Origin of the sequence: Paraburkholderia caledonica, from assembly GCF_000383275.1 — a bacterium.
GTDB classification, from domain to species: domain Bacteria; phylum Pseudomonadota; class Gammaproteobacteria; order Burkholderiales; family Burkholderiaceae; genus Paraburkholderia; species Paraburkholderia caledonica.
On sequence record NZ_KB911056.1, the window covers coordinates 1 to 26,052 of the forward strand.

At 63.5% G+C, this 26,052-nt stretch carries 20 protein-coding genes and 2 riboswitches; of the genes, 7 read left to right on the top strand and 13 right to left on the bottom strand.

Going from position 1 to position 26,052, the window contains the following annotated elements; genetic code table 11:
- Positions 1–228, top strand: a 228-nt coding sequence (locus tag H281_RS37150; protein ID WP_206362289.1) for a hypothetical protein, incomplete at its 5' end; no start/stop codon positions are given.
- A gap of 305 nt (positions 229–533) precedes the next feature.
- Positions 534–1,478, top strand: a complete 945-nt coding sequence (locus H281_RS0133515) for a flagellar brake protein (RefSeq protein WP_020071497.1) — start codon at positions 534–536, stop codon at positions 1,476–1,478.
- A gap of 36 nt (positions 1,479–1,514) precedes the next feature.
- On the opposite strand, the gene H281_RS0133520 is transcribed toward H281_RS0133515, so the two are convergent.
- The 4 genes from H281_RS0133520 to cobW all read right to left on the bottom strand — a co-directional run bounded on the left by H281_RS0133520 (position 1,515) and on the right by cobW (position 8,232).
- Entirely contained in the window at positions 1,515–2,153 is a 639-nt protein-coding gene (locus H281_RS0133520) for a vWA domain-containing protein (RefSeq protein ID WP_020071498.1), read from the bottom strand.
- Positions 2,154–2,227: 74 nt separating this feature from the next.
- Positions 2,228–3,310 (bottom strand): ATP-binding protein, encoded by a 1,083-nt coding sequence (locus H281_RS0133525; protein ID WP_020071499.1) that lies wholly within the window; start codon positions 3,308–3,310, stop codon positions 2,228–2,230.
- On the bottom strand, positions 3,307–7,122 hold the full coding sequence (gene cobN / locus H281_RS0133530; protein WP_020071500.1) for a cobaltochelatase subunit CobN: 3,816 nt from the start codon (positions 7,120–7,122) through the stop codon (positions 3,307–3,309). The genes H281_RS0133525 and cobN overlap by 4 nt, the downstream gene beginning before the upstream one ends.
- 6 nt (positions 7,123–7,128) lie before the next feature.
- Complete coding sequence (gene cobW, locus H281_RS0133535) at positions 7,129–8,232, bottom strand: cobalamin biosynthesis protein CobW (RefSeq protein ID WP_027805173.1); 1,104 nt, start codon at positions 8,230–8,232, stop codon at positions 7,129–7,131.
- 157 nt (positions 8,233–8,389) lie between these two features.
- A riboswitch (cobalamin riboswitch) is annotated at positions 8,390–8,670 on the bottom strand.
- A 90-nt stretch (positions 8,671–8,760) separates the two neighbouring features.
- Positions 8,761–9,005: riboswitch (cobalamin riboswitch) on the top strand.
- A gap of 230 nt (positions 9,006–9,235) precedes the next feature.
- Here cobW and cobA point away from each other — a divergent pair.
- From cobA to bluB, 5 genes are read left to right on the top strand one after another with little or no spacing between them, the layout of a single operon-like run.
- Positions 9,236–10,003 carry a uroporphyrinogen-III C-methyltransferase gene (gene cobA / locus H281_RS0133540; protein WP_020071502.1) on the top strand — a complete coding sequence of 256 codons (768 nt, stop codon included), beginning with the start codon at positions 9,236–9,238 and terminating at the stop codon, positions 10,001–10,003.
- Positions 10,000–10,422 (top strand): cobalamin biosynthesis protein, encoded by a 423-nt coding sequence (locus H281_RS0133545; protein ID WP_020071503.1) that lies wholly within the window; start codon positions 10,000–10,002, stop codon positions 10,420–10,422. Before cobA ends, H281_RS0133545 begins: the two co-directional genes overlap by 4 nt.
- Positions 10,419–11,021 (top strand): cob(I)yrinic acid a,c-diamide adenosyltransferase, encoded by a 603-nt coding sequence (gene cobO, locus H281_RS0133550; protein ID WP_020071504.1) that lies wholly within the window; start codon positions 10,419–10,421, stop codon positions 11,019–11,021. The genes H281_RS0133545 and cobO overlap by 4 nt, the downstream gene beginning before the upstream one ends.
- Positions 11,022–11,023: 2 nt before the next feature.
- The gene (locus H281_RS0133555; RefSeq protein ID WP_020071505.1) at positions 11,024–12,322 is read left to right on the top strand and encodes a cobyrinate a,c-diamide synthase; all 1,299 of its coding nucleotides are present in this window, start codon (positions 11,024–11,026) and stop codon (positions 12,320–12,322) included.
- The gene (gene bluB / locus H281_RS0133560; RefSeq protein ID WP_020071506.1) at positions 12,306–12,986 is read left to right on the top strand and encodes a 5,6-dimethylbenzimidazole synthase; all 681 of its coding nucleotides are present in this window, start codon (positions 12,306–12,308) and stop codon (positions 12,984–12,986) included. The genes H281_RS0133555 and bluB overlap by 17 nt, the downstream gene beginning before the upstream one ends.
- Before the next feature lie 6 nt (positions 12,987–12,992).
- Here bluB and H281_RS0133565 read toward each other — a convergent pair whose 3' ends face one another.
- From H281_RS0133565 to H281_RS0133605, 9 genes are all read right to left on the bottom strand, one after another.
- On the bottom strand, positions 12,993–13,589 hold the full coding sequence (locus H281_RS0133565) for a DUF4136 domain-containing protein (protein WP_051121069.1): 597 nt from the start codon (positions 13,587–13,589) through the stop codon (positions 12,993–12,995).
- 74 nt (positions 13,590–13,663) lie between these two features.
- Positions 13,664–16,243, bottom strand: coding sequence for a CHASE2 domain-containing protein (locus H281_RS0133570; RefSeq protein WP_027805175.1), 2,580 nt, complete (start codon positions 16,241–16,243; stop codon positions 13,664–13,666).
- Positions 16,244–16,330: 87 nt separating this feature from the next.
- Positions 16,331–17,824, bottom strand: coding sequence for a FecR family protein (locus tag H281_RS0133575; protein ID WP_020071509.1), 1,494 nt, complete (start codon positions 17,822–17,824; stop codon positions 16,331–16,333).
- Positions 17,821–18,558 (bottom strand): response regulator transcription factor, encoded by a 738-nt coding sequence (locus H281_RS0133580; RefSeq protein ID WP_020071510.1) that lies wholly within the window; start codon positions 18,556–18,558, stop codon positions 17,821–17,823. The genes H281_RS0133575 and H281_RS0133580 overlap by 4 nt, the downstream gene beginning before the upstream one ends.
- Positions 18,559–19,753: 1,195 nt before the next feature.
- The gene (locus H281_RS0133585; protein WP_020071511.1) at positions 19,754–20,455 is read right to left on the bottom strand and encodes a septal ring lytic transglycosylase RlpA family protein; all 702 of its coding nucleotides are present in this window, start codon (positions 20,453–20,455) and stop codon (positions 19,754–19,756) included.
- A gap of 89 nt (positions 20,456–20,544) precedes the next feature.
- A complete protein-coding gene (locus H281_RS0133590; protein ID WP_027805176.1) occupies positions 20,545–21,360 on the bottom strand; it encodes a peptidoglycan DD-metalloendopeptidase family protein in 816 nt (271 codons plus the stop codon).
- 165 nt (positions 21,361–21,525) lie between these two features.
- On the bottom strand, positions 21,526–21,807 hold the full coding sequence (locus tag H281_RS0133595) for a hypothetical protein (protein WP_020071513.1): 282 nt from the start codon (positions 21,805–21,807) through the stop codon (positions 21,526–21,528).
- 193 nt (positions 21,808–22,000) lie between these two features.
- A complete protein-coding gene (locus tag H281_RS0133600; RefSeq protein ID WP_020071514.1) occupies positions 22,001–22,273 on the bottom strand; it encodes a hypothetical protein in 273 nt (90 codons plus the stop codon).
- A gap of 232 nt (positions 22,274–22,505) precedes the next feature.
- Positions 22,506–25,970, bottom strand: a complete 3,465-nt coding sequence (locus tag H281_RS0133605; RefSeq protein ID WP_020071515.1) for a DEAD/DEAH box helicase — start codon at positions 25,968–25,970, stop codon at positions 22,506–22,508.
- Between the last annotated feature and the right edge of the window lie 82 nt (positions 25,971–26,052).

Consider the following 26,052-nt stretch of genomic DNA (forward strand, 5'->3'; position numbering starts at 1 on the left):
GCGTTCAATCTGAGCCAGGATCAAACTCTTCAGTTCAAACCTGTTACTGTTTTCGGTTGTTTTACCAACCGGTCGCTCACTCAACGTACTGACGAAGTGTTCAACCATCTCTCGATGACCAAACCTTCCTTTCATTACTGTGTGAGACTTGATACTTTCGCTTTGCGCCAGACCCCGAAAGGCCCGGCTCGCGTCGCGCATCAAGCGCCCACACTTATCGGCTGTTAGTTTTTAAAGATCATTCGTGAAGAAGCTCTGCTTTCTTCGCGTCCGTCATCAAACGGGAGGCGAATTATGCGATGCAGCCCGCAGCCCGTCAACCCCTCATCTGCAATTATTTTCAAAAAGTTGAGAAACGGAACGAGCAGTACTTTTCCGCGTACCTGCAAATAGTTAGGTATCCAACACAATTTGCCGACCTGCCCCTACTACGAACACACGAAAGAACTGCCGCCGCCGTCTCGCACCAATTAAAGCTCTCTCGCCGGCCGCCGTTAAACTGGATATCCCGCCACTCAAACTTTCGCTGCTCAATGGACGAATCAGCAGACCAGCAAGTCCCGAATCCCGCGCCAGCAGCGCCTTCGTCGGCCCTCAGCGCCGACGCGGTACCGGTAGGCACACCGCTCGAATGGCCGATCGTCGATGCAGACGGCTCACTGCTTTTTGCAAGCGGCACAGTTCTCGCAACTGCCGACGAAAAAGCCTTTCTCTTCAAGCACTTCGAGCCGCGCCGCGGCGACCTGGCGGACGCGGCAGCACAGCCAGCAGCCGTAGCGGATACGCATGCCGAACCGCAAACACCGCTGACGCTCGCCGACATGCACGTCGAGATCGGTGCATTGCTTGGCGTACGCTTGCAAATGGGCAGCGGCGCACCCATGCATCCATGTCGCATCATCGGTTTTGCGCCGAATCATTCGCTGTTCATCACTCCGCCGCTTCAGCAGGGGCGCATGCTTGCGCTCGGCCTCGGCGAAAACATCGACATCGTCGCGATTGCAAGCCAAGCGGTGTTCCGATTCGTATGCACCGTCGAAGCCATCTGCCGCTCTCCGTTCGATTACGTGGTGCTATCCCGCCCAGGCCCAATCCGGCGTCTGCGCGAACGCAAGTCGATACGCGTTGAAACGCATTTTGCGGTGCGCTTCGGCATCGGCGAAACCGGGGACACGTACGACGGTCTCGGCGTAGCGAAGAGCCTCAGCGCGCTTGGCATGTCGCTGATGGCGCCGTGGACCCTGGGTGCCGTCGGCGACCGGTTGCGCGTGGCTTTCCGGCTCGGATCGGCGGAGATGGACACAGAGATACAGACCACGGCCGTGATCCGAAACCTGCAGAAAAGCACTGGCGCCGATAGTTCTTCGGTACATGGACTCGAATTCCATCAACTCGAACCGGCCCAGCAGATAGCGTTGAAAGTGTTCGTGTTCGATCGTCAGGACGATGTGCAGCAGTGGTCGCACGGCTTCAAATGAACCCGCGGCAAGCAGTGCGCGAAGCCCGCTTGCCTATCAACCAATCAGTTCTTCCGGCGTGACGCGGCGTGCGCCCCAGGCGCTCGCCATCCGCTCGCAGCGGCCGAGCCGTATCGCGCCACGCTCGAAGTCGACGAATACGACTTCGTCTGCATCCAGGGGACGCGTCGCTTGATCAGTCGTGCGGCCGTCGGTCAGAACCCAAAGCCAGCGCTGTTGCGCCGGGTTGCGGCGCGCGCTTCGCCCGAGCAACTGCGTTGCATGTCGAATGCCCGCAGCGAACGGCGTCCGGCCGCCACCGCCGACGGGCTCAAGCCAACGCTCGTTCCACCAGCGCGGCACTGCGGGGCCAAAGCGCAGGTCTGCGCCGGCGCCGCCGAAGCAGATCAGCGCAGCCTCGGCACGCATTGCACTCGCGCGATCGAACAGCGCAATCAGCAGACCTTTCGCGAGTGCGAGGCGCTGACCGGCCAGCATCGAACCGGAGCAATCGAGCACGAAACAATGCAGCACACCGCCGGGCGGAGTCTCGCGCACGAAACGCAGATCTTCGGCACGCAGCGCGGGTTGCCCGCGCTCTTCCCGCTGCTCTTTCGCTCGTCGCTGCCCACTCGCAGCAAACGTCTGCGGCCATGCGATACGGCGCGTTGGTTCACCACGCGGATCTGCACGCACATTGCTGTGCGTCTGCGCCCGTTGCCGCCATCGGAAACCGCTGCGCGAGTCAGCGGCGGCACCCTTCCGATGGCTCAGCGTTTTTTTACGTTAAGCGGTGTGACGCCTTTGACGTGCGTCGTCGCGGATGGCTGCGGCGGCAGATACCCCCAGTCGCCATCGCCGGCCTCGACATCGGAAGATGAGGGCGTAGTCGAACTGTGCGGCAAATCGCGTGACATTGCTTCGCCGCCGGCCGCATCGTTAGCGGTCGATGTATCCCGCTGACGCCGCCTGTGCACGAGCACCGCTTCGGCGACGCTATCCACATGCTGCGACGTTACTGCATCGCTGTGCTCCAGCGCCGCGAGCGCTCGCGCGGCGCGGAGCATCACCAGGTCGGCGCGCAAGCCGTCTACTGCGGCGTCGATACATAACGCGCTGACATGCGCATGCACGGCGTCGTCGAAAGAAAGCTGCGCGAGCTTGTTGCGTGCTGCACGGATCCGCTCGACGTAATCCGCCTGCTCACGAGCGTAACCGGCACGAAAGGCCACCGGATCGAGATCGTATGCGAGCCGCGCCTTCACGATCTCTTCACGCACGCGCGGCTCGAAACAGTTCTGCAACTCGACCATCAAGCCGAAGCGGTCGATCAATTGCGGTCGCAACTCGCCCTCTTCGGGATTCATGGTGCCGATCAGCACGAAGCTCGCCTCGTGACTATGCGATACGCCGTCGCGCTCAACGGTGTTCACACCGCTCGCTGCGACGTCGAGCAACGCGTCGACGAGCGCATCGGGCAACAGATTCACCTCATCCACATACAGCACGCCGCGATGCGCCTTGGCTAGCAGACCGGGCGAAAAGCGCACGGAGCCGTCGCGCAATACGGTTTCGATATCGAGCGTGCCGATCAGACGATCCTCGCTCGCGCCCAGCGGCAGATTAACCAGTTGCCCTTCGGGCAGCAGCTCGGCGAGCGCGCGCGCGGCTGTCGATTTAGCCGTGCCTCGCGGCCCGCTCACCAGCACGCCACCCAGCCCCGGATCGATCGCGGCGAGCAACAGCGCCTGCTGCAACGGCGCCTGACCGATCAGTGCGGAGAAAGGAAACGCCGGCCTTTGCGCGGGGTTTTGCGCAGGATTTGGCCGCGCATCTTGCGTGGCTGCATTCATGATTGCATTCCTTCAATCTGCTGTTCGCTCGCGAGCAGATGCTGTTCGACCTGCGCGCGATAGTCGCCGGGCGTCTGCCACAGACCGCGCTGCATCGCTTCCAGCAGGCGCTCGCAAATCGAATGTAACGCATGCGGATTGTGCCGTTGCAAGAACTCGCGCGTATCCGCATCGTTCAGATAAGCATCGGTGACGAGCGCATATTGATGGTCCGCGACCACGCGCGCGGTCGCATCATAGCCATAGAGATAGTCGACCGTTGCTGCAATTTCAGAAGCGCCTTTATAACCATGGCGCTTTACACCGTCGATCCATTTCGGGTTGACCACGCGCGAGCGCACTACGCGCGCGATTTCCTCATGAAGCGTGCGAACGCGCGGCGCGGCAGGGTTGCTGTGGTCGGCGTGATAAACGCTCGGCTGATTGCCGGCAAGATGGCGCACGGCTGCAACCATACCGCCCTGAAACTGATAGTAGTCGTTCGAATCGAGCAGATCGTGTTCGCGGTTGTCCTGATTCTGCAATACGACGTCCATCGCGGCGAGGCGTGTGCCGAATGCGTGACGCGCTTCTTCGCCGGCGTTTTTCTGCGTGTACGCATAACCGCCCCAAGCCTGATATGCATTCGCGAGGTCGGCGTCGGTCTGCCATTGCTGCGAGTCGATCATGTCCTGCAAACCGGCGCCGTAAGCGCCCGGACGCGCACTGAATACGCGCCAGCCGGCGCGCTTGCGTGCCTCGGTCGCGTCCATACCGTGTGCGATCAACGCATCGCGTTCCCGCAGCACACGCTCACGAATCGGGTTCAGTTCTGCAGGTTCGTCCAGTTCGGCGACGGCTTGCACCGCAGCATCGAACAGATGCATGACGTTCGCGAACGCGTCGCGGAAAAAACCGGACACACGTAGCGTGACGTCGATGCGCGGCCGGTCGAACGCTTCGATCGGCATGATTTCGAAGTCGGTCACGCGATGGCTGCCCGGCGCCCACTTCGGTCGCACTCCAAGTAATGCGAGCGCTTGCGCAATGTCGTCGCCGCCCGTGCGCATTGTCGCGGTGCCCCACACGGACAGACCTATCGCACGCGGGTAATCGCCGTGTTCCTGCAAATGCCGCTCGATCAACTGCTGCGCCGACTTGAGCCCGAGCGACCAGGCCGCTTGCGTCGGGACCGCACGCGTGTCGACCGAATAGAAGTTTCGGCCGGTCGGCAGCACATCGGGTCTGCCACGCGATGGCGAACCGCTCGGCCCCGGCGGCACGAAACGCCCTTCGAGACCGCGTCTGAGATGCGTCATTTCCTGCGTACCGCATGCGTCGAGCCGAGGCAGCACGTCGTTGCGCAAGCGCTCGATCACGCGTCCTGCCTGCGGCAGCGGCGCCTTCGCCAATGCGCTCGACGTATCTGTATCCGTACGCGCTTGCGGCTCGCATAGGCTCCGCAGCATTTCCGCTGCGAACAGTTCGAGACGCTCGCGCGTATCGCCGCAATGCCGCCAGGGCGCATCGCTGACCTGTTGCAGAATGTCAGGACGCGGGCCTGTCCAGGCCGCAGACCAATCCACCGATAGCGGGTCGAAAAAGTGATCGATCTGCAGATCGCGCGCCAACGCATCGATCAACCCTGCGTTGCAACCTTGCCCATCGCCGACGGGAAAGCGCGCTAACGCAAGCAGCGTATCGCGTCGTTGCACTGCCTGCGGCGATTGGCCGAACGTGTGCAAACCATCGCGAATCTGCGCTTCTTTCAACTCACACAGCCACGCATCGACGCGCGTGAGTAACGCATCTTCGTCGTCTTCACCCTTCGGCTCGGACAGGCTCAATTCTTCATGGAGCTTATGTTCGACGATAGTCGCGAGAATCGTGCGCCGTAACAGCTTCGAGCGGCGCGGGTCGACCATCAGCGCTTCATAGTATTCGTCGACCTGGCGCTCGAGGTCCTGCAACGGGCCGTAACTTTCGGCGCGCGTGAGCGGCGGCATCAGATGATCGACGATCACAGCTTGCGTGCGGCGCTTGGCCTGACTGCCCTCGCCCGGATCGTTGACAATGAACGGATATAGATGCGGCATAGGCCCGAGAATCAGATCCGGCCAGCACGTATCGCTCAACGCAACACTCTTGCCGGGCAGCCATTCGAGGTTGCCATGCTTGCCGACATGCACGACCGCGTCGATGCCGAACTGATGACGCAGCCAGAAATAGAACGCGAGATACGCATGCGGCGGCACGAGTTCGGCGTCGTGATAGCTCGCGTAATCGCCCTGCTCGCGCGAACGCGACGGCTGAATGCCGACGAATACGTGGCCGCAACGCCAACCCGCAATCATGAAACGGCCGCGCCGCACGCTCGGGTCGTGCTCCGGCGGCCCCCAACGCGCATTCAGCGCATTGCGCGCTTCGGCGGGGAGCGCGTTGAAATGGGTGAGGTAATCGGCCAGCGCAAAGCTTTGCAAAGCGGGCCGCAGATCGCGCACCACCGGATCGTTCGTCACGCCCTCGGTCAGCTTCTGCAATAGCGCGTCGCCGTTATCGGGCACGGCTGCCACGCGATAACCTTCGTCGCGCAACATCGACAGAATGCCGACCACCGACGCCGGCGTATCCAGTCCGACGCCATTCCCAATGCGACCCTCGCTCATCGGATAGTTGGCGAGAATCAGCGCAAGTTTCTTGTCCGCGTTGTCGAGCGAGCGCAGGCGGCACCAGCGGCGGCTCAACTCGGCAATAAAGTCTACGCGTTCGCGATCGGGCTGATAACGCACCACGTCGACTTCCGTATGCGGACAGCGATACGCGAGTCCCTTGAAACTGATCGCGCGCGTGATGATGCGCCCGTCCACTTCGGGCAGCGCGATATGCATGGCGATGTCGCGCGAATTAAGGCCCTGATTGTCCTTGAGCCAGTCCTCGCGGTTGCCGCCACTCAGAATCACCTGAAGCACAGGCGCGTCGCCGGCGAGCGCGAGCGGTTCGGGATCATCGATCGCAGAAGCGGCGAACGCTGTCGTGTTGAGTACGAGCGCCGCGTCATGTTGCGAGCACAACGACTGTACGACTTCGCGACTCACCGCGTCCTTCAACGACGTAATCGCGATTGGCAGCGGGTTCACGCCTTGTGCGTCGAGCGCTTCGATCAGCGCGTCGAACACAGCTGTGTTGGCCGCCTGAAGATGCGCCTTGTAGAACAGTATCGCCGCGACGGGCGCGTCGTGCCGCCAGCGCGCTTGCCAGTCGGCGATTGTCGGCGTGTCGCGTTGCGGATGGTAAAGCGACGCGGCCGGCAACGCGCGGGGCGGCGCAGGCTCGTGTCCCCAACCGAGCGCGCGATACGCGATGCAGCGCAGAAACGCCTCGGCATTCTGGGGACCGCCTTCCCGCAAATAACGCCACAACTGATGGCACAGATCCGCGTCCGCGGTGCTGCGCGCAAGCAGATTGGGATCTTCCTGCAGATCGCCCGAAAACATCGCGAGCGTTTGCTGTTTGCGCTCCGCTAGCGCGACGACCTGTTCGATACCGTACGGCCAATAAGCTTCGCCGCCAAGATGATCGACTACGACGACGCGCGCGTGTTGCAGCACGTCTTCGACGTAGAAATCCACCGACGCCGGTTGCCGCAGATACGTTACGTTCGCGAGGCGCACGCTCGGAAAGCCGTCGCCGAGACGAGGAAACACGCTTGCCAGCAGCGACAACGTGGTGTCCGCAGAACTGAGCACGACGATATCCGCAGGCCGCTGATCGATACGGATCACGCCTTGCGTATCGTCGACGAAACCGCCCGGTGTGGTGCGCAGCAGATGCATGTGCGCTTACGCCTGTTGCGCTGCGACGCCCGGCACCTGGGCGTTCGACACGCCCAGCGCCGCGTCGAACGCGCGCTGCAGCGCGGCTTGATCGAGGTCTTCACCGATCAGCACGAAGCGGCTTTCGCCCGCCTCGCCAGGTTGCCAGCGCCGGTCGAAATAGCTGTCGAAGCGCCGGCCCACGCCCTGAATCACGAGACGCATTGCTGCGCCCGGCAACGCCGCGAAACCCTTTACACGGTAGATCGTGTTGCTCTGAACAAGCGTTTGCAGTGCGGCGATTACTGCTTCACGCGACAGCACGTTTGCATGCACCACTACCGAATCGAATTCATCGTGGTGATGGTCCGCATCGTCCGCCGAACCGTGATGGTCGTGGCGCAAGTGAATCGTTTCTTCCGATGCGGCTTCGAGTCCGAACAACGTATGCAGATCGAGCTGCGCCATGTGCGCGCGCACGACCTTCACTTGCGGCGGAATCTCCTCGCGGATCACGGCTTCGACCGCATTCTGACGAGCCTCATCGAGCAGATCTGTTTTGTTCAGAATCACCAGATCGGCCGAAGCCAACTGATCTTCGAACAACTCGTGGAGCGGCGATTCATGGTCCAGATTCGGATCGGCTTTGCGCTGCGCGTCGACAGCGAGCGGGTTTTCCGCGAACTGGCCGCTTGCGGCAGCGGGGCCGTCGACCACGGTAATCACTGCATCGACGGTGAAACTGTTTTTGATCTGCGGCCAGTTGAACGCCTGTACGAGAGGCTTCGGCAACGCGAGACCCGATGTCTCGATCAGCACATGGTCGATCTGCTCACGGCGCTCGACGAGCTTTTCCATCACCGGAAAAAACTCCTCCTGCACGGTGCAGCAGAGGCACCCGTTCGCGAGTTCATACAATTGCCCTTCCGTTTCGACACCGTTCTCGTCGCAACCGATGCCGCAACCCTTAAGGATTTCGCCGTCGATACCGAGTTCGCCGAACTCGTTGACGATCACCGCGATGCGCTTGCCGCCCGCGTGCTGAAGAATGTGCCGCAACAGAGTGGTTTTGCCGCTGCCGAGAAAGCCCGTGACAATGGTGACGGGGATCTTGCGCATTTGAGTTTGCATCGTGAGGTCCATCCCAGGAGTTGCAGGCGCCGGCCGGCGTAGTCCGCACGCATGAGGTCCAGCGCGTGCCTCGGGCATGAACGACGGCCTTGCTACAACAGGAAAAACGCAGAAAACGGGTGTGAGGGCATGAGCGCAGCGCCGCATCCCCGCGACGTTCGCCCTTCGTGTTCCGGCCGGTATCCGGGCTGGCGAAAGCGCCGCTTCCCCTTCCCGGACGAGTGATTTCTCGCCCAGTGGTGATATGCCCACGCGGCCTTGCGCGTGGACACCGAAGCCGGCACTGCGACGCCACGCAAACCGCCGTGACGTCACTTTTCGCTTACCGTTGCGGGGGCAGCACAGGTTGACCCAAACCGTGACAGGCGGGCGCCCTGTTTCCCGTTTAACTGCATGCGCACGAGCGCGCACACGAGCACCAGAAGTGCGTGCGAGTTTAGGCCGACCGTCTGGCGCCGTCAAGGAAACGCGGGCCCGGCGCGCTTATCGCACGGGCTTCTCCGCTTATCGCACGGGCTTCTCGTGTGCTATCGTATGCGCGCGTTTGGTGCCCGCACATGCATTCGCGTGTGCAGTTAAACGGGAAACAGGCAGCGCTCCCGCGCTCAATCTGTGCTGTCCCCGCAACGGTAAGCGACCTGCGGTGCAATGTTCATGCTGCACCGCGCATGCGTTTTCGATGCCACTGTCCGATACATTCGAATGAATGCGGGCGGGAAGGCAAAGCGCGTGAGGCCGCCAGCCCGGATACCGGCCAGATGCGGAGGCGACCGTGCGTTTCTCGACGTCACGTCGCCGGCAGCCGGAATCCGCGAGGGACGGATGTGAAGGCGCTGAAGCACGGCGAGGCAGCCGGGTTCGCACCCGCGCGTGCCGTCGTGCGTGAAGACACCGCTTGAATGACTTCGATCTCCAATCACCTGGGCTCGTTCGCGCGCCGCACTGCATGGCGCATGCCGGCGGAGCGCGCAACGTCGTTGCCGTGCACGGTTAGCGAGGCGCGATGACACGCGCGTGGCTGATCGGCGCAGGGCCCGGCGACGTCGAACTGATGACGTTGAAGGCAACGCGCGCCCTCGCACAAGCCGACGTGATACTCGTCGACGATCTCGTGAATCCCGACGTGCTGCAATTCGCGCGCGCCGACGCGTCCATTGTTTACGTCGGCAAACGCGGCGGTCATCCGTCGACGCCGCAAGAAGGCATCGTCGCGCAAATGCTCGATCATCTGCATGCTGGGCGCAGCGTCGCGCGACTCAAGGGCGGCGATCCGTTCGTATTCGGCAGAGGCGGCGAAGAGCAGCAGGCGCTGCATGCGGCCGGAATCGAGGTGGAGATTATCAGCGGGATCACAGCCGGAATCGCGGCGCCCGCAGCTATCGGCATTCCGGTTACACACCGCGATCATGCGCAAGGCGTGATATTCGTGACCGGCCACGGTGCGGGCAGCAGCGAGCCGGATTGGGGCGCGCTCGCCGCCACCCACATGACGCTCGTCATCTACATGGGCATGCGGCGGCTGAAGGATATCGTCAGCGCATTGCTCGCAGCCGGCATGCGCGCCGACACGCCGTGTGCGGCGATCGAATCGGCTACGCGTCCGGAGCAACGCCATGCGCTTTCGAGGCTTGGTGAATTCGCCGATGCCGTCGCGCGCGCGGGACTCGGCTCGCCTGCGATCGTGGTGATAGGCGGCGTGGCGTCGCTCGCGCTCGCGCGTGCCGCCGCGGCAGGCTCATCAGATGCGGCATCTTCGCCGGACGCGAAATGAAAACGCTTAGCGTGGGCATCGGTTGCCGCCTGCATACATCGGCGGACGAGATCGAAACGGCGGTGCGCGCCGCGCTCGGTTCGCACACGTTCGAACAGATTGCAACGGTAGCCTCTATTGAAACGAAAGCCGACGAACCGGGCCTGCTGGAGTTCTGCGCGCGTCACGGGTTCACGCTGCAAGTGTTCAGCCGCGAGCAGATTCTCGCGATTGGCGTTCACGAACCGTCGGCCGCCGCACGCGAGCATCTCGGCGTGGACGGCGTATGCGAACCGTGCGCGTTGCTCGCGGTGGCCGCCGGTTGCACCGCACATCTGATCGCTCGCAAAACCGTTTACGCTGGTGTCACCGTGGCGATCGCATCGACCGCACCAGCGCCAGCACACAGTGTCACCACCATCTCACAGGACCTTCCATGAAGACCGATCCCGAATCGCATCAACGCATGACCGAACGCCGGCGCGAAGGCCACGAAAAGAAGCAGGCCAACGCGACCGTCGAAAAGGGCCTGCTGATCGTCAACACCGGCACCGGCAAGGGCAAGACAACCGCCGCTTTCGGCATGGCCGTGCGTGTGCTCGGCCACGGCATGAGGCTTGGCGTCGTGCAGTTCATCAAGGGCGCGCTGCATACGTCGGAGCGCGACTTCCTCGGCGCGATTGCCAACTGCGACTTCGTGACGATGGGCGACGGCTACACCTGGAACACGCAGAACCGCGACGCCGACATGGCCACCGCACGCAAAGGCTGGGACGAAGCACGCAGGATGATCGAAAGCGGCGACTATCAGATGGTCATCCTCGACGAACTGAACACCGTGCTCAAGTACGAATATTTGCCGCTCGACGAAGTGCTGTCCGTCATCAACGCGCGTCCGGCGATGCTGCATGTGGTCGTGACCGGCCGCCACGCGCCCGATGCGCTGATCGAAGCGGCCGACCTCGTCACCGAAATGCGCATCGTCAAGCATCCGTACCGCGAGCAAGGCGTGAAAGCGCAGCGCGGCGTGGAGTTCTGAACGTGTCCGCCTGCCCTGCGCTCTTTATCAGCGCGCCCGCGTCGGGTCAAGGCAAGACCACGATCACCGCGGGCCTCGCGCGCTACCATCGGCGACTGGGGCGGCGTGTGCGCGTGTTCAAGACCGGGCCCGACTTTCTCGATCCGATGATCCTTGCGCGCGCAAGCGGCGCGCCCGTGCTGTCGCTGGATCTGTGGATGGTCGGCAAGGACGCCTGCCGCAATCTTCTCGCGCAGGCGGCGGACGACGCCGATCTGATCCTGATCGAAGGCGTGATGGGCCTCTTCGACGGCACGCCGAGCAGCGCCGATCTCGCGACCGAGTTCGGTGTGCCGGTACTCGCGGTGATTTCGGCGAAGGCGATGGCGCAGACCTTCGGCGCGGTCGCGTTCGGCCTCGCGAATTTCCGGCCTCGGGTGCCGTTTCATGGCGTGCTCGCGAACCGCGTCGGTTCCTCGCGTCACGCGCAGATGCTCGAAGAGGCATTGCCGCCGGCGCTGCGCTGGTGCGGGCACATTACCGCCAGCGACGAAATCGAATTGCCCGATCGCCACCTCGGCTTGCATCAGGCCGCGGAAATCGACGATCTCGACGCGCGTCTGGATCGCGCCGCCGATGCGCTCAGTCATACAGCTTTGGCCGGGCTGCCGCCCGCGGTGGAGTTTGGCGCGGCTACGCCGCAAGTGCTTCCCCGCCTTCTGCACAACAAAAAAATCGCCATCGCGCGCGATGCCGCGTTTTCGTTCATCTACCCGGCCAACGTCGCGCTGCTCGAAGCGCTCGGCGCCCACGTTCACTACTTTTCGCCGCTCGCTGACGAAGCGCCGCCCTCCGACACCGATGCGCTGTATCTGCCCGGCGGATATCCCGAACTGCATGCCGCGGCGCTCGCCGCGAATGCGCGCAGCGCCGCGGCGATCCGCGCACATGCGGCGGCCGGCAAACCGCTCGTCGCCGAATGCGGCGGCATGCTTTATCTGCTCGATAAACTCACTGACACACAAGGTGTCAGCACGTCGATGCTCGGCTTGCTGCCCGGTCACGCGACGATGCAAACACGCTTCACCGCGCTCGGCATGCAACAGATCGACAGCACGCATGGCCCCGTGACCGGCCACACGTTTCACTACTCGAAGCTCGGCACGCCGCTTTCGCCGTTGCGCTCAGCCACGCGGCCTCAAGCCGATGCACCCGGCGAGGCGATATACCGCGTCGGCTCGATTGTCGCGACTTACATGCACGCTTATTGGCCCTCCAACCCGGCCTTCACGGCCGCTCTGTTCAATGGCGAAGCCTTTTAACGAAGCCGACCGCGACGCGGTTTATCGCGCGATTTACGAGCGCCGCGACATGCGCCACTTCGTGCGCGATCCCGTCGATGCCGCAGTATTGCAGCGTCTGCTCGATGCCGCGCATCATGCGCCGAGCGTGGGCTTCATGCAGCCGTGGCGCATCGCGCGCATCACCGATCCCGCCTTGCGTATTGCGTTGCATGCGAACGTCGAAAGCGAAAGGCTGGCTACCGCCGACGCGCTCGGCAAGCGCCGCGAAGAGTTCATGAAGCTGAAAGTGGAAGGCATGCTGGAGTGCGGCGAGCTGCTCGTCATGGCGCTGATGGACGGCCGCGAGCGGCATATTTTCGGCCGCCGCACGCTGCCGGAAATGGACCTCGCATCGGTGGCCTGCGCGATCCAGAACATGTGGCTCGCCGCCCGCGCCGAAGGGCTCGGCATGGGCTGGGTGTCTCTCTTCGACGTCGATGCAGTGCGTCGGCTCCTGCGCATGCCGGAAGGCGCGCGGCCGGTCGCGATACTTTGCCTTGGCCACGTCGACCGCTTTTATCGCGAACCGATGCTGCAAACCGAACGATGGGCGGAGCGCACGCCGCTCGCCGATTGCGTATTTGAAAACCGCTGGCCCGAAGATCCGATACCGAACGAGCAGTCGCCGTGCGATCCGCTGTAGCCGGCGTTATCTTTGCAATGGCGTCACCGAGACCACGTCCGGCAGGCTGCCTTCTGGATTCGGGCGCAATTTCACCCGCCAGTCGGTTGGTGCGTCGAACGGGAACTGCACCAGCGCGCTTCTGATTAGCGCGGGCGTGGCGTGCAGCGGATCGGCATCGCGGTCGGTACTGGCTGCGCTGACCTTGTACACTTCGCGCCCGCTCACGCGTTCGAAAAACCGCAGCGTGAGCGTATGACGGTAGACGCGTGCGCCGAATAGCGAGACCGATGCATCGGTCTGCGGGCCGCAATTGCCAGATGCACAGTCGCTCGCGCCAACGCCGATTTGTGCTGGCCGCGTCTCGTATCCGACCGAGAGCACGTAATGCGCGGGCCGCTCCGTCGTATCGGCGAAACCCTGCTTCGTCAGCTCGTCACGCAGCACGGTTTCGAACTGCGCATGGTCGACGCGCGCTTCCTGCATCGGCAGACGCGCGAACGTGTACGTCCGCTCGCCAGCTAGTGCGGCTGCGGGCGTCGCGGTGTGCACGTCGGCGTGCATGCCGGTACATCCGGCGAGCGTCGCCGCAGCGAGCGCCGTACACACCAGAATCGCTTTCATTGCGTTCACCGCTCTCATCGCTTTCACCGCTTTCACCGCTTCCACAGTTCGCTCCCCGATTCGATAAGACGCGCTCAGGCGTCATGACGCCGGCTCGCAGGCCGATCCAGTTGCGCTTCTTCCAGTGCCGGCAGATAGATCGTGACTGCCGTGCCCCGCCCGGGCGCGCTCACCACGTTCACTTCACCGCCATGGCGCGTGACCACTGTCTTGACGAAAGCCATGCCGAGCCCGGCGCCGCCCACTTCTGGCCGCTCTGTTTCGTGAAACCGTCTGAAGCGTTCGAATAGCTGTGCCTGCTGGTCTTGCGGTATCCCATAGCCCTGGTCGAGGATCGTGCACGACACGCGTCGCGTCACGCGATCCGATGCAACCGCCGTAGTGAAACCAGCCGTCGCCGACGTGCGCGCGGGCACCTCGTTCGATAGCTCACAGGTGATATGCGTGTCGGGCGGACTGTATTTGACCGCGTTGTTCAGGATGTTGACGAGCGCACGGGTCAGGAGCGAACGATCGGCGCAGATCCAGTGGCCCTCGTCGCCGTTATCGTCCATATCGCGGCCTTCTGCCGATAGGTCCGTTTCCGTGTGCAACGCGATCCGCTTCGCGTGCGCTTGCGGCCAGACCTCATCGCTCGCGTCGATCATCAACTCGGCGAGATTCACCGGCTCCAGCAGGTAGGTTTGCGACTCGGCGCGCGCGAGTTGTACGAAGTCGTCGGCGAGTGTCAGCGCACGTTGCGCGTAACGTTCGATGCGCTCGAGCAAGCCGCGCGCGAGCACCGGCTTCTCGCGGGCCCGCTCGATCTCCACGAGGGCAAGGATCGACGCCTGCGGCGAGCGCATATCGTGCGACAACAGCCGAAGTGCGTCTTCGCGCTGGCGCTCGGCGGCGTGCAACGCAGAGACATCGACGAGACCGGCGATCCATCCGGTCGTCTCGCCCTGCGCATTCGTGCAGTTCGCATAACGCAGCAGATGATCGCGCCCGTCAGCGTCGCGCACTTCGACGCCCTGCGCCATCAGCGCGGCAAACTCGCGGCTCGTGGGATCGAGCAGCGCGGGCCAGTGCGCGCGGGCCAGCAGATCGTTTTCGGCATCCGCTCCGGCTCCGCTGTCGATGGCCTTGACGAACGTCAGGCCACCGAGCACCGCCTGCATGGAACGTCCCTCGGGCATCGGCGCACCAAGACGTGCAAAGTGCGCCCTCGCGGCATGGTTCGCGATCAGCACGATGCCCTGCATGTCACTCACGAGAATCGGCTCGGGCATGCTGTCCAGGCTGTCCCACATAAAGCGCTTCATGTCCTGCACGCGTTGTGCGGCTTGCGCCATCAGCGCCATATGCTGTTCGAGCACGTCGCCGCCAAACTGGCGCCGGCGCTGCGGCGTTTGCGGCAGCAGATGCGGTTCGTCCGCGAGACGCTGCAACTCCTTGCGCAGATACGCCATCGTCATTTCGAGGCGGCGCCAGTTCCAGATCGGATAAACGGCCACCACGCCGAGAATCGCGGGCACGGGCGACAACCACAGCTGCGCGCCGTACAGCAGAATCGCACTGCCGGACATGGCAAGCAGGCACAGCGCGCCCGTCAGCAGCAGCGAGCGGCGCGGCGACAGCACGAGGAAACCGGCCAGCAACGCCGCGAGCGGCGCCAGTGAGACGAGGAGCAGCAGCCATCGTGCGGCAGGCGCGACTTCGCGGCCGGTGAGCAGCGTATCGAGCACATTCGCGTGGATATAGACGCCGGGCAGCGGCCCCAATGCACCGGATACCGGCGTGGCAAACCGGTCGTAAAGACCCGATGCTGTCACGCCGATTACGACGATGCGCCCGCGCAATTTCTCGGGCGGGACCTGGCCCGCGAGCACGCTCGCGAAACTGAGCTTCTCGTAGCTCTGTGCATTCGGGCTGAACGGGATCAGGAAGCGGCCGTCGCTCGCAGCGTCGTTGTGCGCACCGGCGCCTCGATCGCTTGCATCGCTCGCCGATTCCAGAGACGCGCGCCTCGCCGGCTGCACATTCAACCCTAGCGCGCCGCGTTCTGCCGCCCGCGCCACCGTGAGCATCAACTGCGGCCAGCGCGAGTCGGCGTCGCCTTCGAACTGGGCGACGCTGCGCACGATGCCGTCGCTGTCCACTTCAAGATTGATATGCCCGAGGCCGGCCGCCGCGCGCACGAGCGGCGCCACCGGTTCGACGACGACAGCGGGCGCGCCTTGCCCGGCGTCCGTGAGTAGCACCGGCAAATAGGTCGGACTCAGCGCAATCGCGCGGGCAAGTTCGGCATCGTCGGGATTGGTTTCGGTGAAGAGCACGTCGTAGACGACCGCGGCGGGCTTTGCCTTCGCGACCTGCTTGAGCAATCGGGCGTGAACGCTGCGCGGCCACGGCCAGCGGCCGAGTTGCGCGATGCTTTCATTGTCGATTTCCAGCACGACGATGTCCGGCAGCACCGCCTGCGCATGCAGACTCAGTAAGCGGTCGTACACCAGATGATCGACGCTCGCGCTCATGCGACCCAACGAACTGAGCGCGATCACGACGAGACCCAGGCATCCGATAGCCGCCCATTCGATCAGAAAACGACGGCCGGCGCGCCGTCCGAGACGGGCGCGCGGGTCGAGGCTCAAGCGCGTGGATGTGTTGGGCAAGGCGCGATGTCAGAAGGTAGAAAGCCAAAAACAGCAAGCGGACCGGGTCACTTCCAGGCCACTTCCGGGCCAGTGAATCTATCAGCGTCAGCGCGCAAGCGTGAACGTGCGAACTGCGCTGGCCGTCGCGTACAAGCGGCCGTTGTCGAACTGCTCGGCAACGATGGTCCAGTAATAGACGCCTGGCGGCAGATCGCTCACCACCAGTTGCCCGCCCGTCAGATCCGCGCGGTCGACAATCGGATGGCGCAGATCGGCCGTCGTCGCCATGACGAAGCGAAAACGCGTTTGCGCCGACGCCGGCGCGCGGCTCACGAACCAGCGGAATTCGTAATCGTGGCTGCCCGCGCGCGGCACGGCCGACGCACCGACCGCGAATTGCCGTCTCTCGAAGGCATACACCTGCGGCAAACCTTCGAGCCCGTTCGAGTCGATCGCCGCAATGCGCACGAAATACGTGCCGTCTGCCAGATCGCCGAAGTCCGCATGTGGCGCGCTCACGCGAAGGTCGCGGATAAGATCGAGCTGGTCGGCGTCGCGGGAAATCTGCACGCGGTAGGTTGTTGCGGATGTTGCAGTTTCGGCGGCTCCGGCGGCCTCGGCCGGAATCAGATCGAAAGCCACCGTCTTGCCGTCCTGCACTCTCGCCGGCTCCTTGAGCGCAGGTGCTGGAAGCAGTGCAACTGCATCGCCTATCGCGGCGCCGGCTCGCGTCACGCTGCCGAAGCGTTCCGTGAGCAGTTGCGCCGACGCCTGCAGCGGCACGCCTGGCGGCGGTGCAGACTTGCGCGCAAGCGCCGCAATCGGATCGACGCCGACCGCGCCGTCCAGCACTTCGACAGCCGTGGTTTGCGCGTCGCCGTCGTAAGCGACCCTGAAGCGCGTCCCACGCACGCCCGCAACTACCGACGGCGAACGGATCTGGAAGCGGTCGTCTTTCTTCGTCGCATGCGTGACCTGGCTCTCGACCTGCCCGCGACGCAGTTCCAGTTGACGGTCGCCCGCGCCCGTCAGTGTGGTCCGCCGCAACCTGTCGATGTCGAGCGCGCCGTCCTGCGTCATCGTGAGATGAGAGCCATCCGACAACTCCAGTGTGACGAAACCGTTGGGTCCGGTGCGGATGCGGTCGCCTTCGCCAAGCGTCGCGCCCGCCGTCAGCGGCAGATAAGGGCTCGCGCCCGACGCATGCTCGGCTGGACCGCTCGTCGCGATCACACGTGCCGTCTCCGGGTCCTGCTTCAGTTTGTCGGCTGGCAGACGCAGTGCAATGCCGGCGGGCATGCGACGTGGTGCGGGCACCTGATTCAGGCGACTGAGCACGGCCCAGTCGGCGGTGTCGCTGAGATACCGGCTCGCGATTTCATAGAGTGTGTCGCCTGCGTGCGTCACATAGGAAACATAGGCGGGAGGCGCGGCTTTCGCGCGCTGCTTTGGCGCCCGTGACGGCTGCGCCTGTGCCGAAGCGGGCGCGAAGCAGGCGAAGGCGAAGAATCCCGCCGCGGCTAGTACGGCGCTCGCGCGGCGGCCAGCCGAGCCGGTCCTGCCGCGTATCGCTGAAGCGTCGTCGACGGAAACCGTCACGCCTGCCCCGCTTGCGAACGGTCCGCGGCTGGCGGTGTATCGCTCGCTGACTCCAGCCGCTCCAGTCTGTAGCCATAGCCGTAGATCGGCGTCAGACGGTAGCCGTGTTCCGGCCGCAGGCCGAGCTTGCTGCGCAGCATCGACACGTGCGTGTCCATCGTGCGCGACGGGATGTCCGTCGCCTGCTTCCAGACGACGTCGAGAATATGCGCGCGCGACAGCGGCCGGCTCAGATGCTGGAACAGCAACAGCGCGAGTTCGAACTCCTTCTGGGTGACCGCCACTTTGGTGCCGCGCACCACCACATGCTTGGCATGCAGATCAAACTCGAATTCGCCGAAGACTTCCGTCGCCGCCGACGGCTTCAGGTGATAAGCGCGGCGCAGCAGCGAACCGACGCGCGCGAGCAGGACGGCGGCCGGGACCGGCTTGACGACGTAGTCGTCGGCGCCGATGTTCAGGATCGACGTAATGTCGCTCTCCTGGCCGCGGTTCGTCATGAACAGCACGGGCAAGCGTTCTGACAGGCTTTCACGCACCCAACGCAACACTTCTTCGCCCGACATGTCAGGCACATTCCAATCGAGCACGAGCAGATCGAATGTCTGGCGCCGCAACTGCCGCACCAGTTCGCGTCCCGCAACGTATGCATGACAGACGTGGCCCGCTGCCGACAGCGTTTGGCAAACCAGATCGGCTTGCGCCGAATCGTCATCCAGGACAGCAATTCTCATAAAAACCCCGCAACGCGACTTCGTCGTTTGTTCGTCGTTCGTTCGTCGTTTGCCGGTAATGGGCGCAGCGGCGTATCGGCGACCGCGGCCATTACCGGCAAGCCGGCGGATCGACCGGGATGCCGGTGCTCGCTGGCACCGGCGATCCGGCCTTTCATTCATCTTCGGTTCGAAGTTTGTTTGACTCTCTTTCGACTAATGGTCCTTCGCCTCGCGCCCCGTACAACCCTGCTGCCACCCCATCTCAAAATTAGCGCGCATTTTTCGATTTGGGAGCGGCGATTATCAAACCGCCGATAATCATAATCGAAAAGACGATCGATCTTTGCTGAATGCCATTAAACGGTTCAGCGGCGGCTGCCGGCTCGCATGCCGCTTTTGCCGGTTTTGCGCGCCGTTCCCGACGCCTCTCAGGTCCCGCCGGCTAGTTTCGGCCCGTATGGGCCTGCATATAAAAAGGTGGTCTCTCTCGCACACTTCAGGCCCCGCGCCTGTCTTTTTCAAACCGCGACAAGCTTTTCGGGAAACAGCGATTTGACAATTTGAGTGAGTATAGAAACGGTCCCAAAATAAATCGTTTAAGGATTGTCAAATCGGTGCTGCCGCTGTTGTAGATTTGCAATGAAGCTGTCGAGTCCGCACAAACCAGTCAAAAAACACTGGATCAGTGGATCGACACCTCTCACTGTGACAACGTGCAGTTAATCGCGGAGCAAAGCTTTCAGGTTATGTCTTGGGCAACCGCTCAATACACCGAGTCGCGCTCCGATTGCCCGGGTGCTCTGCGCGTTTCGCGGCATGGGTCGTTGCGCGCGGGCCGTCGAGAGCAAAAAAAACGGCGTCGTGCCTGGTCAGGACGACGCCGTAAAAACATCACACGCTCGCGGGGGCTACCTCACGAGTGCACAGAAAGTAACCGCTCAGAAATTGATTCTCAAGATGAAAGAACTACGTTTGTAACGAACAACGCGGTAGATATTACGCAGGCCATAACAACCATCCCGAAGTTGCAATGCCGCGCGACATCGAACCCTGGGGGATAAACAGTGCGGACATGTGAACATTTACAGACGGCGATGATTTGTTACAGACGGACGTGAAAGCGAAAAACTCGCACGCCAGTGCTGCATTCTCTCGAGCATGAGTCACGCGAATCCCGGCCGCATCGAAAGCCGCGAAAGCTTGCGGCCGACCCTCACGCTGCCCGCTCTGCCCGGTCAACACAGCGACGAGCGCCGTTCAGACCACGCGCGGGCGCAATGTGTTCGAGCTTGACGGGCAAGGTACCCGCGACGTTCACACCGATTGCCTCGGCAGCGGCATACGAGAGATCGATGATCCGTCCGTGCACGAACGGCCCACGGTCGTTGATCCGCACGACCACAGAACGTTCTCGCCCCACTGCCGTCACTCGCACACACGCGCCCAAGGGCAAAGTGCGGTGCGCCGCGGTCAATGCGTGCATGTTGTAGCGCTCGCCGCTCGCGGTGCGGCGACCATGGAATACCTTGCCGTACCACGACGCGAGGCCGGTCTGCAGAAAGCGCCTGCTGCAAGCGCAAGCCGACGCGGCCGGCGAATCGTCATCCGCGGATTGCGCGTCGGACTGCGGCTCGGATTGCGGGTCGGCAGCCGATAAGCTCGGCGCAAGGGCAGCGGCTCGTTCGTCATCATCGGTCGAGCTACCTTGCAATGCATGAGGCGCCGTTTGCCCGACTGTACGAATGGCCGGTTCGGCGCTGCTCAGGGCGGAGCGGTCAACGACCGACGGCGCGCAACCCGCCAACGCCAACACACAGCCAAGCGACGCGAGCGTGAGACCGAGACGGTTTGCAGCCGCGCGGAGAGAACCAATGAAACCGGTTGAGCCGGTGCAGTTGGTGAAGCGAAAAGTCATAGGGCATTACACTGCGCAGCGCGCTGCATCTAACAGCACGCCGCGTCGGTCCGGTTCGAGGAAAGCGGCAATGCCGCGTGGGCACCGGCTTAAGGGCGCTTCGGAAGATAGAGGAGCGGATCGACAGGCTTGCCGCCGTCGCGCACTTCGAAATGCAAAGACGCGTCGCCGTGGGAGTCCGACGAAAGCTCGGCAATCGCCTGCCCTTTCTTGACGAGCGCGCCGTCTTTAACCAGCAGCGCGCGGTTGTTGGCGTAGGCGGTCAGCAAATGCGAGTCGTGCTTGATGATGATCAGCAGACCGTAAGCCGCAATGCCGCCGCCCGCGTAGACGACCCTGCCGCTCGCCGCCGCTCTCACCTGTGCGCCGGCGGCCGCAGCGATCGCAATGCCCCTGGTTTTTCCTGCGACGAACGGCGCTTCAACCGCCCCGTTCACCGGCCATGCGAGTCGCGCTTTGCCGATCGGCGCGACACTCTGCACTGCGTTCGCGCGGAATTCGGGGCTTGCAGCCGTGCGCGTATTCAATCCGGCAGGCGCGCTGGCAACTCCCGGTGGCGGCGCGACCCGCAGCAGTTGCCCGGCATCCAGTGCGCCATCCGCCGACAGATGATTCCACTGCGCAATCGCCGCTGCATCGCGGCCAAATGCCCTGGCAATGCCGGTCAAGGTATCGCCCGAATTCACCCGATAGAACCCAGCCGGAACCATTGCCTCATTAGGCACTGCCGGCAATGCAGGCACTGCTGGCACTGCGGGCGCCCAGTTGGAGGGCCACGCCAGCGGCGGACTGGCAGGCGGGCCGCTCGGCGCGAGCAGGGAGCAACCGCTCAGCGCGCCGGCCAACGAGAAGACGAGCAGGATTGGGACAGCCGGTGTGGCGAAACTGGGCAAGCAGATTTTCATTAGAGCAGTGGGCGAGATCGGGGTAGTGCAAGGCGGCGCATCGGGCGACCGTTGCTGCGGCGGCCCGGCGGCCAGCAAGGAGGTCAGCGCGGCGGCCAGCACGGCGTGGTCCGCCTGTCGAACACGCTGCGCAGGCGGCGCGCGCGTTCATTGCGGGCGAGAACATCAGCAATCGTGCTTCTTCGCGTGGCCCGGCGGGCAATGAGTGCCGCGATTGAGGCGATAAGCATCGTCGTGACCTGCACGCGTGCGCCGCCCTTCCCACTCGTCGCGGCTCCACGAACGGTGACCGTCCCAATAGCGTCCGTCGTGCCAGCCTTGTGTCGCCGGAGCATTCGCAGTCGTGCGTGTGGACGGGCTGAGTTCGAATCCAAAGCTCTTTGCCTGAGCGACGACGGACAGGCTCATCGCGCAGCCGAATGCGATCGAAAGACAGATACGTTTCATACAAGAGTCCTAACTAAATAGACGTGATTGCAAGCGGCAACGCGAACGACGCTCTGCGTCAGTCACCGGGCTGCCCGAAAAAAGACCGTGTTTTATGTTTCGCGCAGAAATTCGTCGATGAACTGCACGCAGCAAACGGGCCGATGTCATGCACCGGCCCGCGTCTTCACAGGCTCGCTACGCGGCGTAACGGTTACGGCTTGGCGGGCGCTGCTTCGTCGGACACCGGTGCGGCATCCTGTTCGCCGCCTGCAGCCGATGCTGCATGGTGCGAATGCTTGTGCGAATGCTTATGCGCGTGCTTGTGTTGCTTCGTGGCGTGATGTTGCTTGACTGCCGGCGTTGCTTCCTGCTGGGTAGCAGCAACAGCAGCTTGCGACGATGCCGCGACCGGTGCCGAAGCCTGCGCAAACGCTGCGATCGAGAAAAGGCCGGCAACAGCGGCGGCGACGAAATGCTTGTTCATAACGGTTATTTCCTTAACGTACTGCGTTGACTGACCTGATGATGGTCGCGTGTTCAACGAGTACGGCAAGCAACCGTTGACGGCAGGCAGACAAACTCCGCGTTTCTTGACGACTTGTGACGTCTTTGAACAATGCGGAGTCAAATCTGGGAATATTGGATACCGGAAAACGTCGGCGTTCAGTGGTGGATGAGTGCGCGACTCGTGCGCACTGTCCCGAAAACGGCTCGCGTCACCTTCCGCCTTCGAGCTCGGGCATCGGCGCGAACAGCGCGTCGATATCGTCGTCGGAGAACTTGGCTGCGCCGGCGGCGTCTTCCGAAAGAATGCTGTCTGCAAGACCTGCCTTCTGCTCCTGCAACTCCACGATCTTTTCTTCGATGCTGCCCGCCGCAATCAGTTTGTAGACGAACACGGGCTTATCCTGTCCGAGTCGATGCGCACGGTCGGTGGCCTGATTCTCGGCGGCGGGATTCCACCACGGGTCGTAGTGGATCACGGTATCCGCAGCGGTGAGGTTCAGCCCCACGCCGCCCGCCTTCAGGCTGATCAGGAACAGTGGCACCTCGCCTTGCTGGAAGCGCTCGACGGGCGTGATCCGGTCCGTTGTGTCGCCGGTCAGGATCACATAGGGAATCGCCGCTTCGTCCAGCGCCTCGGCAATCAGCGCGAGCATGCCGGTGAACTGCGAGAACAACAGCACGCGGCGTCCCTCTTCGATCAGCTCCGGCAGCATAGACAGCAGCAGGTCGAGTTTCGCAGAGCGCATACCACGCGCGCCCTTTTCCGCCTTATCCGGGCTCGCCGGTTTCGCCGCTGCGTCCTCGCTGCGTTCGACGCCCTCGCCTGTGGCCGTGAGCGTGCGCACCAGTCGCGGATCGCAACACACTTGCCGCAGCTTCAGCAGCGCGTCGAGCACGATGATGTGACTGCGCGCGAGGCCCTGTGCGCTCACGGCCGCGCGCACCTTCTCCTGCATCGCCGTACGCACGGTTTCGTACAGATCGCGCTGCGCGCCTTCCAGATCGACGGAACACACAATCGTCGTCTTGGCCGGCAACTCCTTCGCCACCTCGTCCTTGCGACGCCGCAGCATGAAAGGCCGGATGCGACGCGCAAGCAACGAACGGCGCACGCCGTCGTTATTCTTTTCGATCGGATTGCGCCAGCGGCGCGTGAAATCCTTCTGGCTGCCAAGAAAACCCGGCAGCAGAAAATCGAACTGCGACCACAGTTCGCCCAGGTGATTTTCGAGCGGCGTGCCGGTCAGACACAGCCGGTGCCGCGCGTTCAAGCCGCGGATTGCCTGCGCGGCTTTCGTCGTCGCGTTCTTCACGTACTGCGCCTCGTCGAGAATCAGCAGGTGATATTCGTGTTCGGCGAGCACCTTCTGGTCGCGCCACAGCAACGCGTACGTCGTCAGGATCAGTTCATGTTCGCCGATCTGATCGAAGCGCTGCTTGCGTTGCGGGCCGTTCAGCACCAACACCTTCAGTTCGGGCGCGAAGCGCCGTGCCTCCTCGCGCCAGTTGTGCACGAGCGTGGTCGGGACCACGATCAGCGCCGGCCGGTCGAGCCTGCCCGCTTCCTTCTCGGCGAGAATATGCGCAAGCGTCTGCACGGTTTTGCCAAGGCCCATGTCGTCGGCAAGGACACCGGCGAGACCCTGCTCGCGCAGATACTGCATCCAGTTCAGACCCTGCTGCTGATACGCGCGCAGCTCCGCGCGCAGACCGCGAGGCACCGGCACCTCGCGCAAGCCAGGACCGGCTTGCAGACGCTGCGCGAGTTCTCGGATGGAATCGTCGCCGCGAAATTGCCAGCGTCCCGTATCGCTCAATGCCTGGAGGCGGCCTGCGTCCACAGAAGGCACGCGCAGCGGCGCGCCCTCGGCGAGACTCGCACCGAGCGAATCGAACAGATCGACCAGCACGCGCACCACCGGCTTCAACCGGTCTGCGCGCAGCCGCAGGCGCTTGTTCTCTTCGGTCTTCAGTTCAATGGGCTCGTCGTCGGCGATCGCCTCCAGCGTGCCGCCCAGCCAGCGCCGGTCGCGGCGGAACAGATCGGCGAGCAGCGGCTCGAGCCGCACATTGCGCTCGCCGATGCGGATACCCATTTCAAGATCGAACCAGCCGTCGCCTGCCTGATGCGCGGTGCCGTCGATCGCGTCGATCTCGATCACGTTGTAGCGGAACTCGGGCGCCATCGTCACACGCCAGCCTTTGCTGACGAGTTCCGGCACCGCGTCGCTGACAAACGAGGACCAGGCGTCCGCATCGGCCAGCCCGAGCATCGTATCGGGCAGTTGCCGCGACGTGAACACGCGGCTCGTGGGCACCTTCTGCAACCCGCTTTTGCGAAGTTCGAGCAGGCGCTTCTTCTCGACCTCGTAACGGCGGCGGATATGAATGACGTCGCCGCCCGGCATGGGCACGAGTGTCACGCTGCTGTCCACGTTGATGCTGACGCCGTCGTAGTCGAAGCTCACGCCGGCCAGTTCGACGGCCAGGCCTTTGGCCTTTCCGGCGGACGGCAACGCGTGGCTATTGAGCGTGAGCACCGGCACCGGCTCCACGTCGATCACCCGGATCGCCCGCGAGTCATGCGTGGGCGGCAACGGCAAGTCGGGCGCAACTTCGCGCAGCACCGACGCGACAAGGGGCGCTTCGGCGAGCGAGATCGGCGGCATTGCGAGGTAATCGGGCAATTGCTGGAACGGTAGCGACGAGCGGACCACACCGGCCTCGTTCGCCACGCCGTCCACATACCAGACGGGCTCGGTCGGCAACACCATGCTCGCGCGCGGCTCGGTGCACAGAACCGGGCGCAGCCGCTGATCGGCAAGCGGCTCCCATTCGATGCGCCCGGGCCGGTCGGCCGCACGCGCGAGCGGCGTGGGGCCGTCGTGACCTGGCGCAATCGTGAAGTCGACGAAGAGGCGCCCGGTGGCAATGAGCTTTTGCAGCATCTCCGCGCCGTTCGTGCCACGCAGAACGAATTGCCCGAAGTCTTCGCGGGAACGGCCGAGCCACAGGCCGCGCAAGATGGACAGATCTTCGTCCGATACGAACCCCGGTTGCTTGACGAGCGCCGCTTCGACGTTGCCCCACGTTTCGCCGACGGAGACGATCCGACCGTCCGGATGGCAGCGCGCGCGGTGCAGCACGACCTCGTGCCGCATGTGGAAGTCGGACCAGTTCAGCCGGTAGGCGAGCGTCTCGGTGCGCGCGGAGCTTGCCTTCTGGACGGCGGCATCGGCGGCTTCCGCGCGTGCCCGGAAGCGTTCGAGCCAGCTGACCAGTTCGGGACGCACGCCAGGTTGCAAAGCAGTAGGCTCCGCCGATGCGGATCGGGCGAAAACGGCGGCGCTGTCTTCGCGCTCATTGCCGTCCACGTCGATGATGTGGTCCATCTCGTCGTGATATTCGAGCTCGGCCAGCAGCAGCGCGGCGACGTGCTTGCAATTGCGGCCGACTGGGCAGGTGCAGTCGCTCTGCGCCCACGGCAGGCCGCCGTCGGTGCGAAAACGGACCCGCGTTCTGTAAGGCAGCGGCTGCGAACCCTGAACGTCGCCAGTCAGCGTGGCCCCGTGCCATGCGACTTTGCTGACGGGCCCGACCGCGCGCGCCTTGGCGACGGTGTTCTCACCGAGCCATTCTGCAATCCGTTCGCGATCAAAGAAAACTGACGACATCAGGGTGCATCCTCTTCAAGCCGGCGAAGGCAGGCGGCGCGGAAGGCAACTGCCGGCGGACGGCGCAGTCCACCGCTTCGTT

What these genes read in the sequence shown, in the direction of transcription:
- H281_RS0133515 (WP_020071497.1), top strand. Translation starts at nt 534, where the DNA reads ATGGACGAATCAGCAGACCAGCAAGTCCCGAATCCCGCGCCAGCAGCG.
- H281_RS0133525 (WP_020071499.1), bottom strand. Translation starts at nt 3,310, where the DNA reads ATGAATGCAGCCACGCAAGATGCGCGGCCAAATCCTGCGCAAAACCCC.
- cobN (WP_020071500.1), bottom strand. Translation starts at nt 7,122, where the DNA reads ATGCATCTGCTGCGCACCACACCGGGCGGTTTCGTCGACGATACGCAA.
- cobW (WP_027805173.1), bottom strand. Translation starts at nt 8,232, where the DNA reads ATGCAAACTCAAATGCGCAAGATCCCCGTCACCATTGTCACGGGCTTT.
- cobA (WP_020071502.1), top strand. Translation starts at nt 9,236, where the DNA reads ATGACACGCGCGTGGCTGATCGGCGCAGGGCCCGGCGACGTCGAACTG.
- H281_RS0133545 (WP_020071503.1), top strand. Translation starts at nt 10,000, where the DNA reads ATGAAAACGCTTAGCGTGGGCATCGGTTGCCGCCTGCATACATCGGCG.
- cobO (WP_020071504.1), top strand. Translation starts at nt 10,419, where the DNA reads ATGAAGACCGATCCCGAATCGCATCAACGCATGACCGAACGCCGGCGC.
- bluB (WP_020071506.1), top strand. Translation starts at nt 12,306, where the DNA reads ATGGCGAAGCCTTTTAACGAAGCCGACCGCGACGCGGTTTATCGCGCG.
- H281_RS0133565 (WP_051121069.1), bottom strand. Translation starts at nt 13,589, where the DNA reads ATGAAAGCGATTCTGGTGTGTACGGCGCTCGCTGCGGCGACGCTCGCC.
- H281_RS0133580 (WP_020071510.1), bottom strand. Translation starts at nt 18,558, where the DNA reads ATGAGAATTGCTGTCCTGGATGACGATTCGGCGCAAGCCGATCTGGTT.
- H281_RS0133585 (WP_020071511.1), bottom strand. Translation starts at nt 20,455, where the DNA reads ATGACTTTTCGCTTCACCAACTGCACCGGCTCAACCGGTTTCATTGGT.
- H281_RS0133590 (WP_027805176.1), bottom strand. Translation starts at nt 21,360, where the DNA reads ATGAAAATCTGCTTGCCCAGTTTCGCCACACCGGCTGTCCCAATCCTG.
- H281_RS0133595 (WP_020071513.1), bottom strand. Translation starts at nt 21,807, where the DNA reads ATGAAACGTATCTGTCTTTCGATCGCATTCGGCTGCGCGATGAGCCTG.
- H281_RS0133600 (WP_020071514.1), bottom strand. Translation starts at nt 22,273, where the DNA reads ATGAACAAGCATTTCGTCGCCGCCGCTGTTGCCGGCCTTTTCTCGATC.
- H281_RS0133605 (WP_020071515.1), bottom strand. Translation starts at nt 25,970, where the DNA reads ATGTCGTCAGTTTTCTTTGATCGCGAACGGATTGCAGAATGGCTCGGT.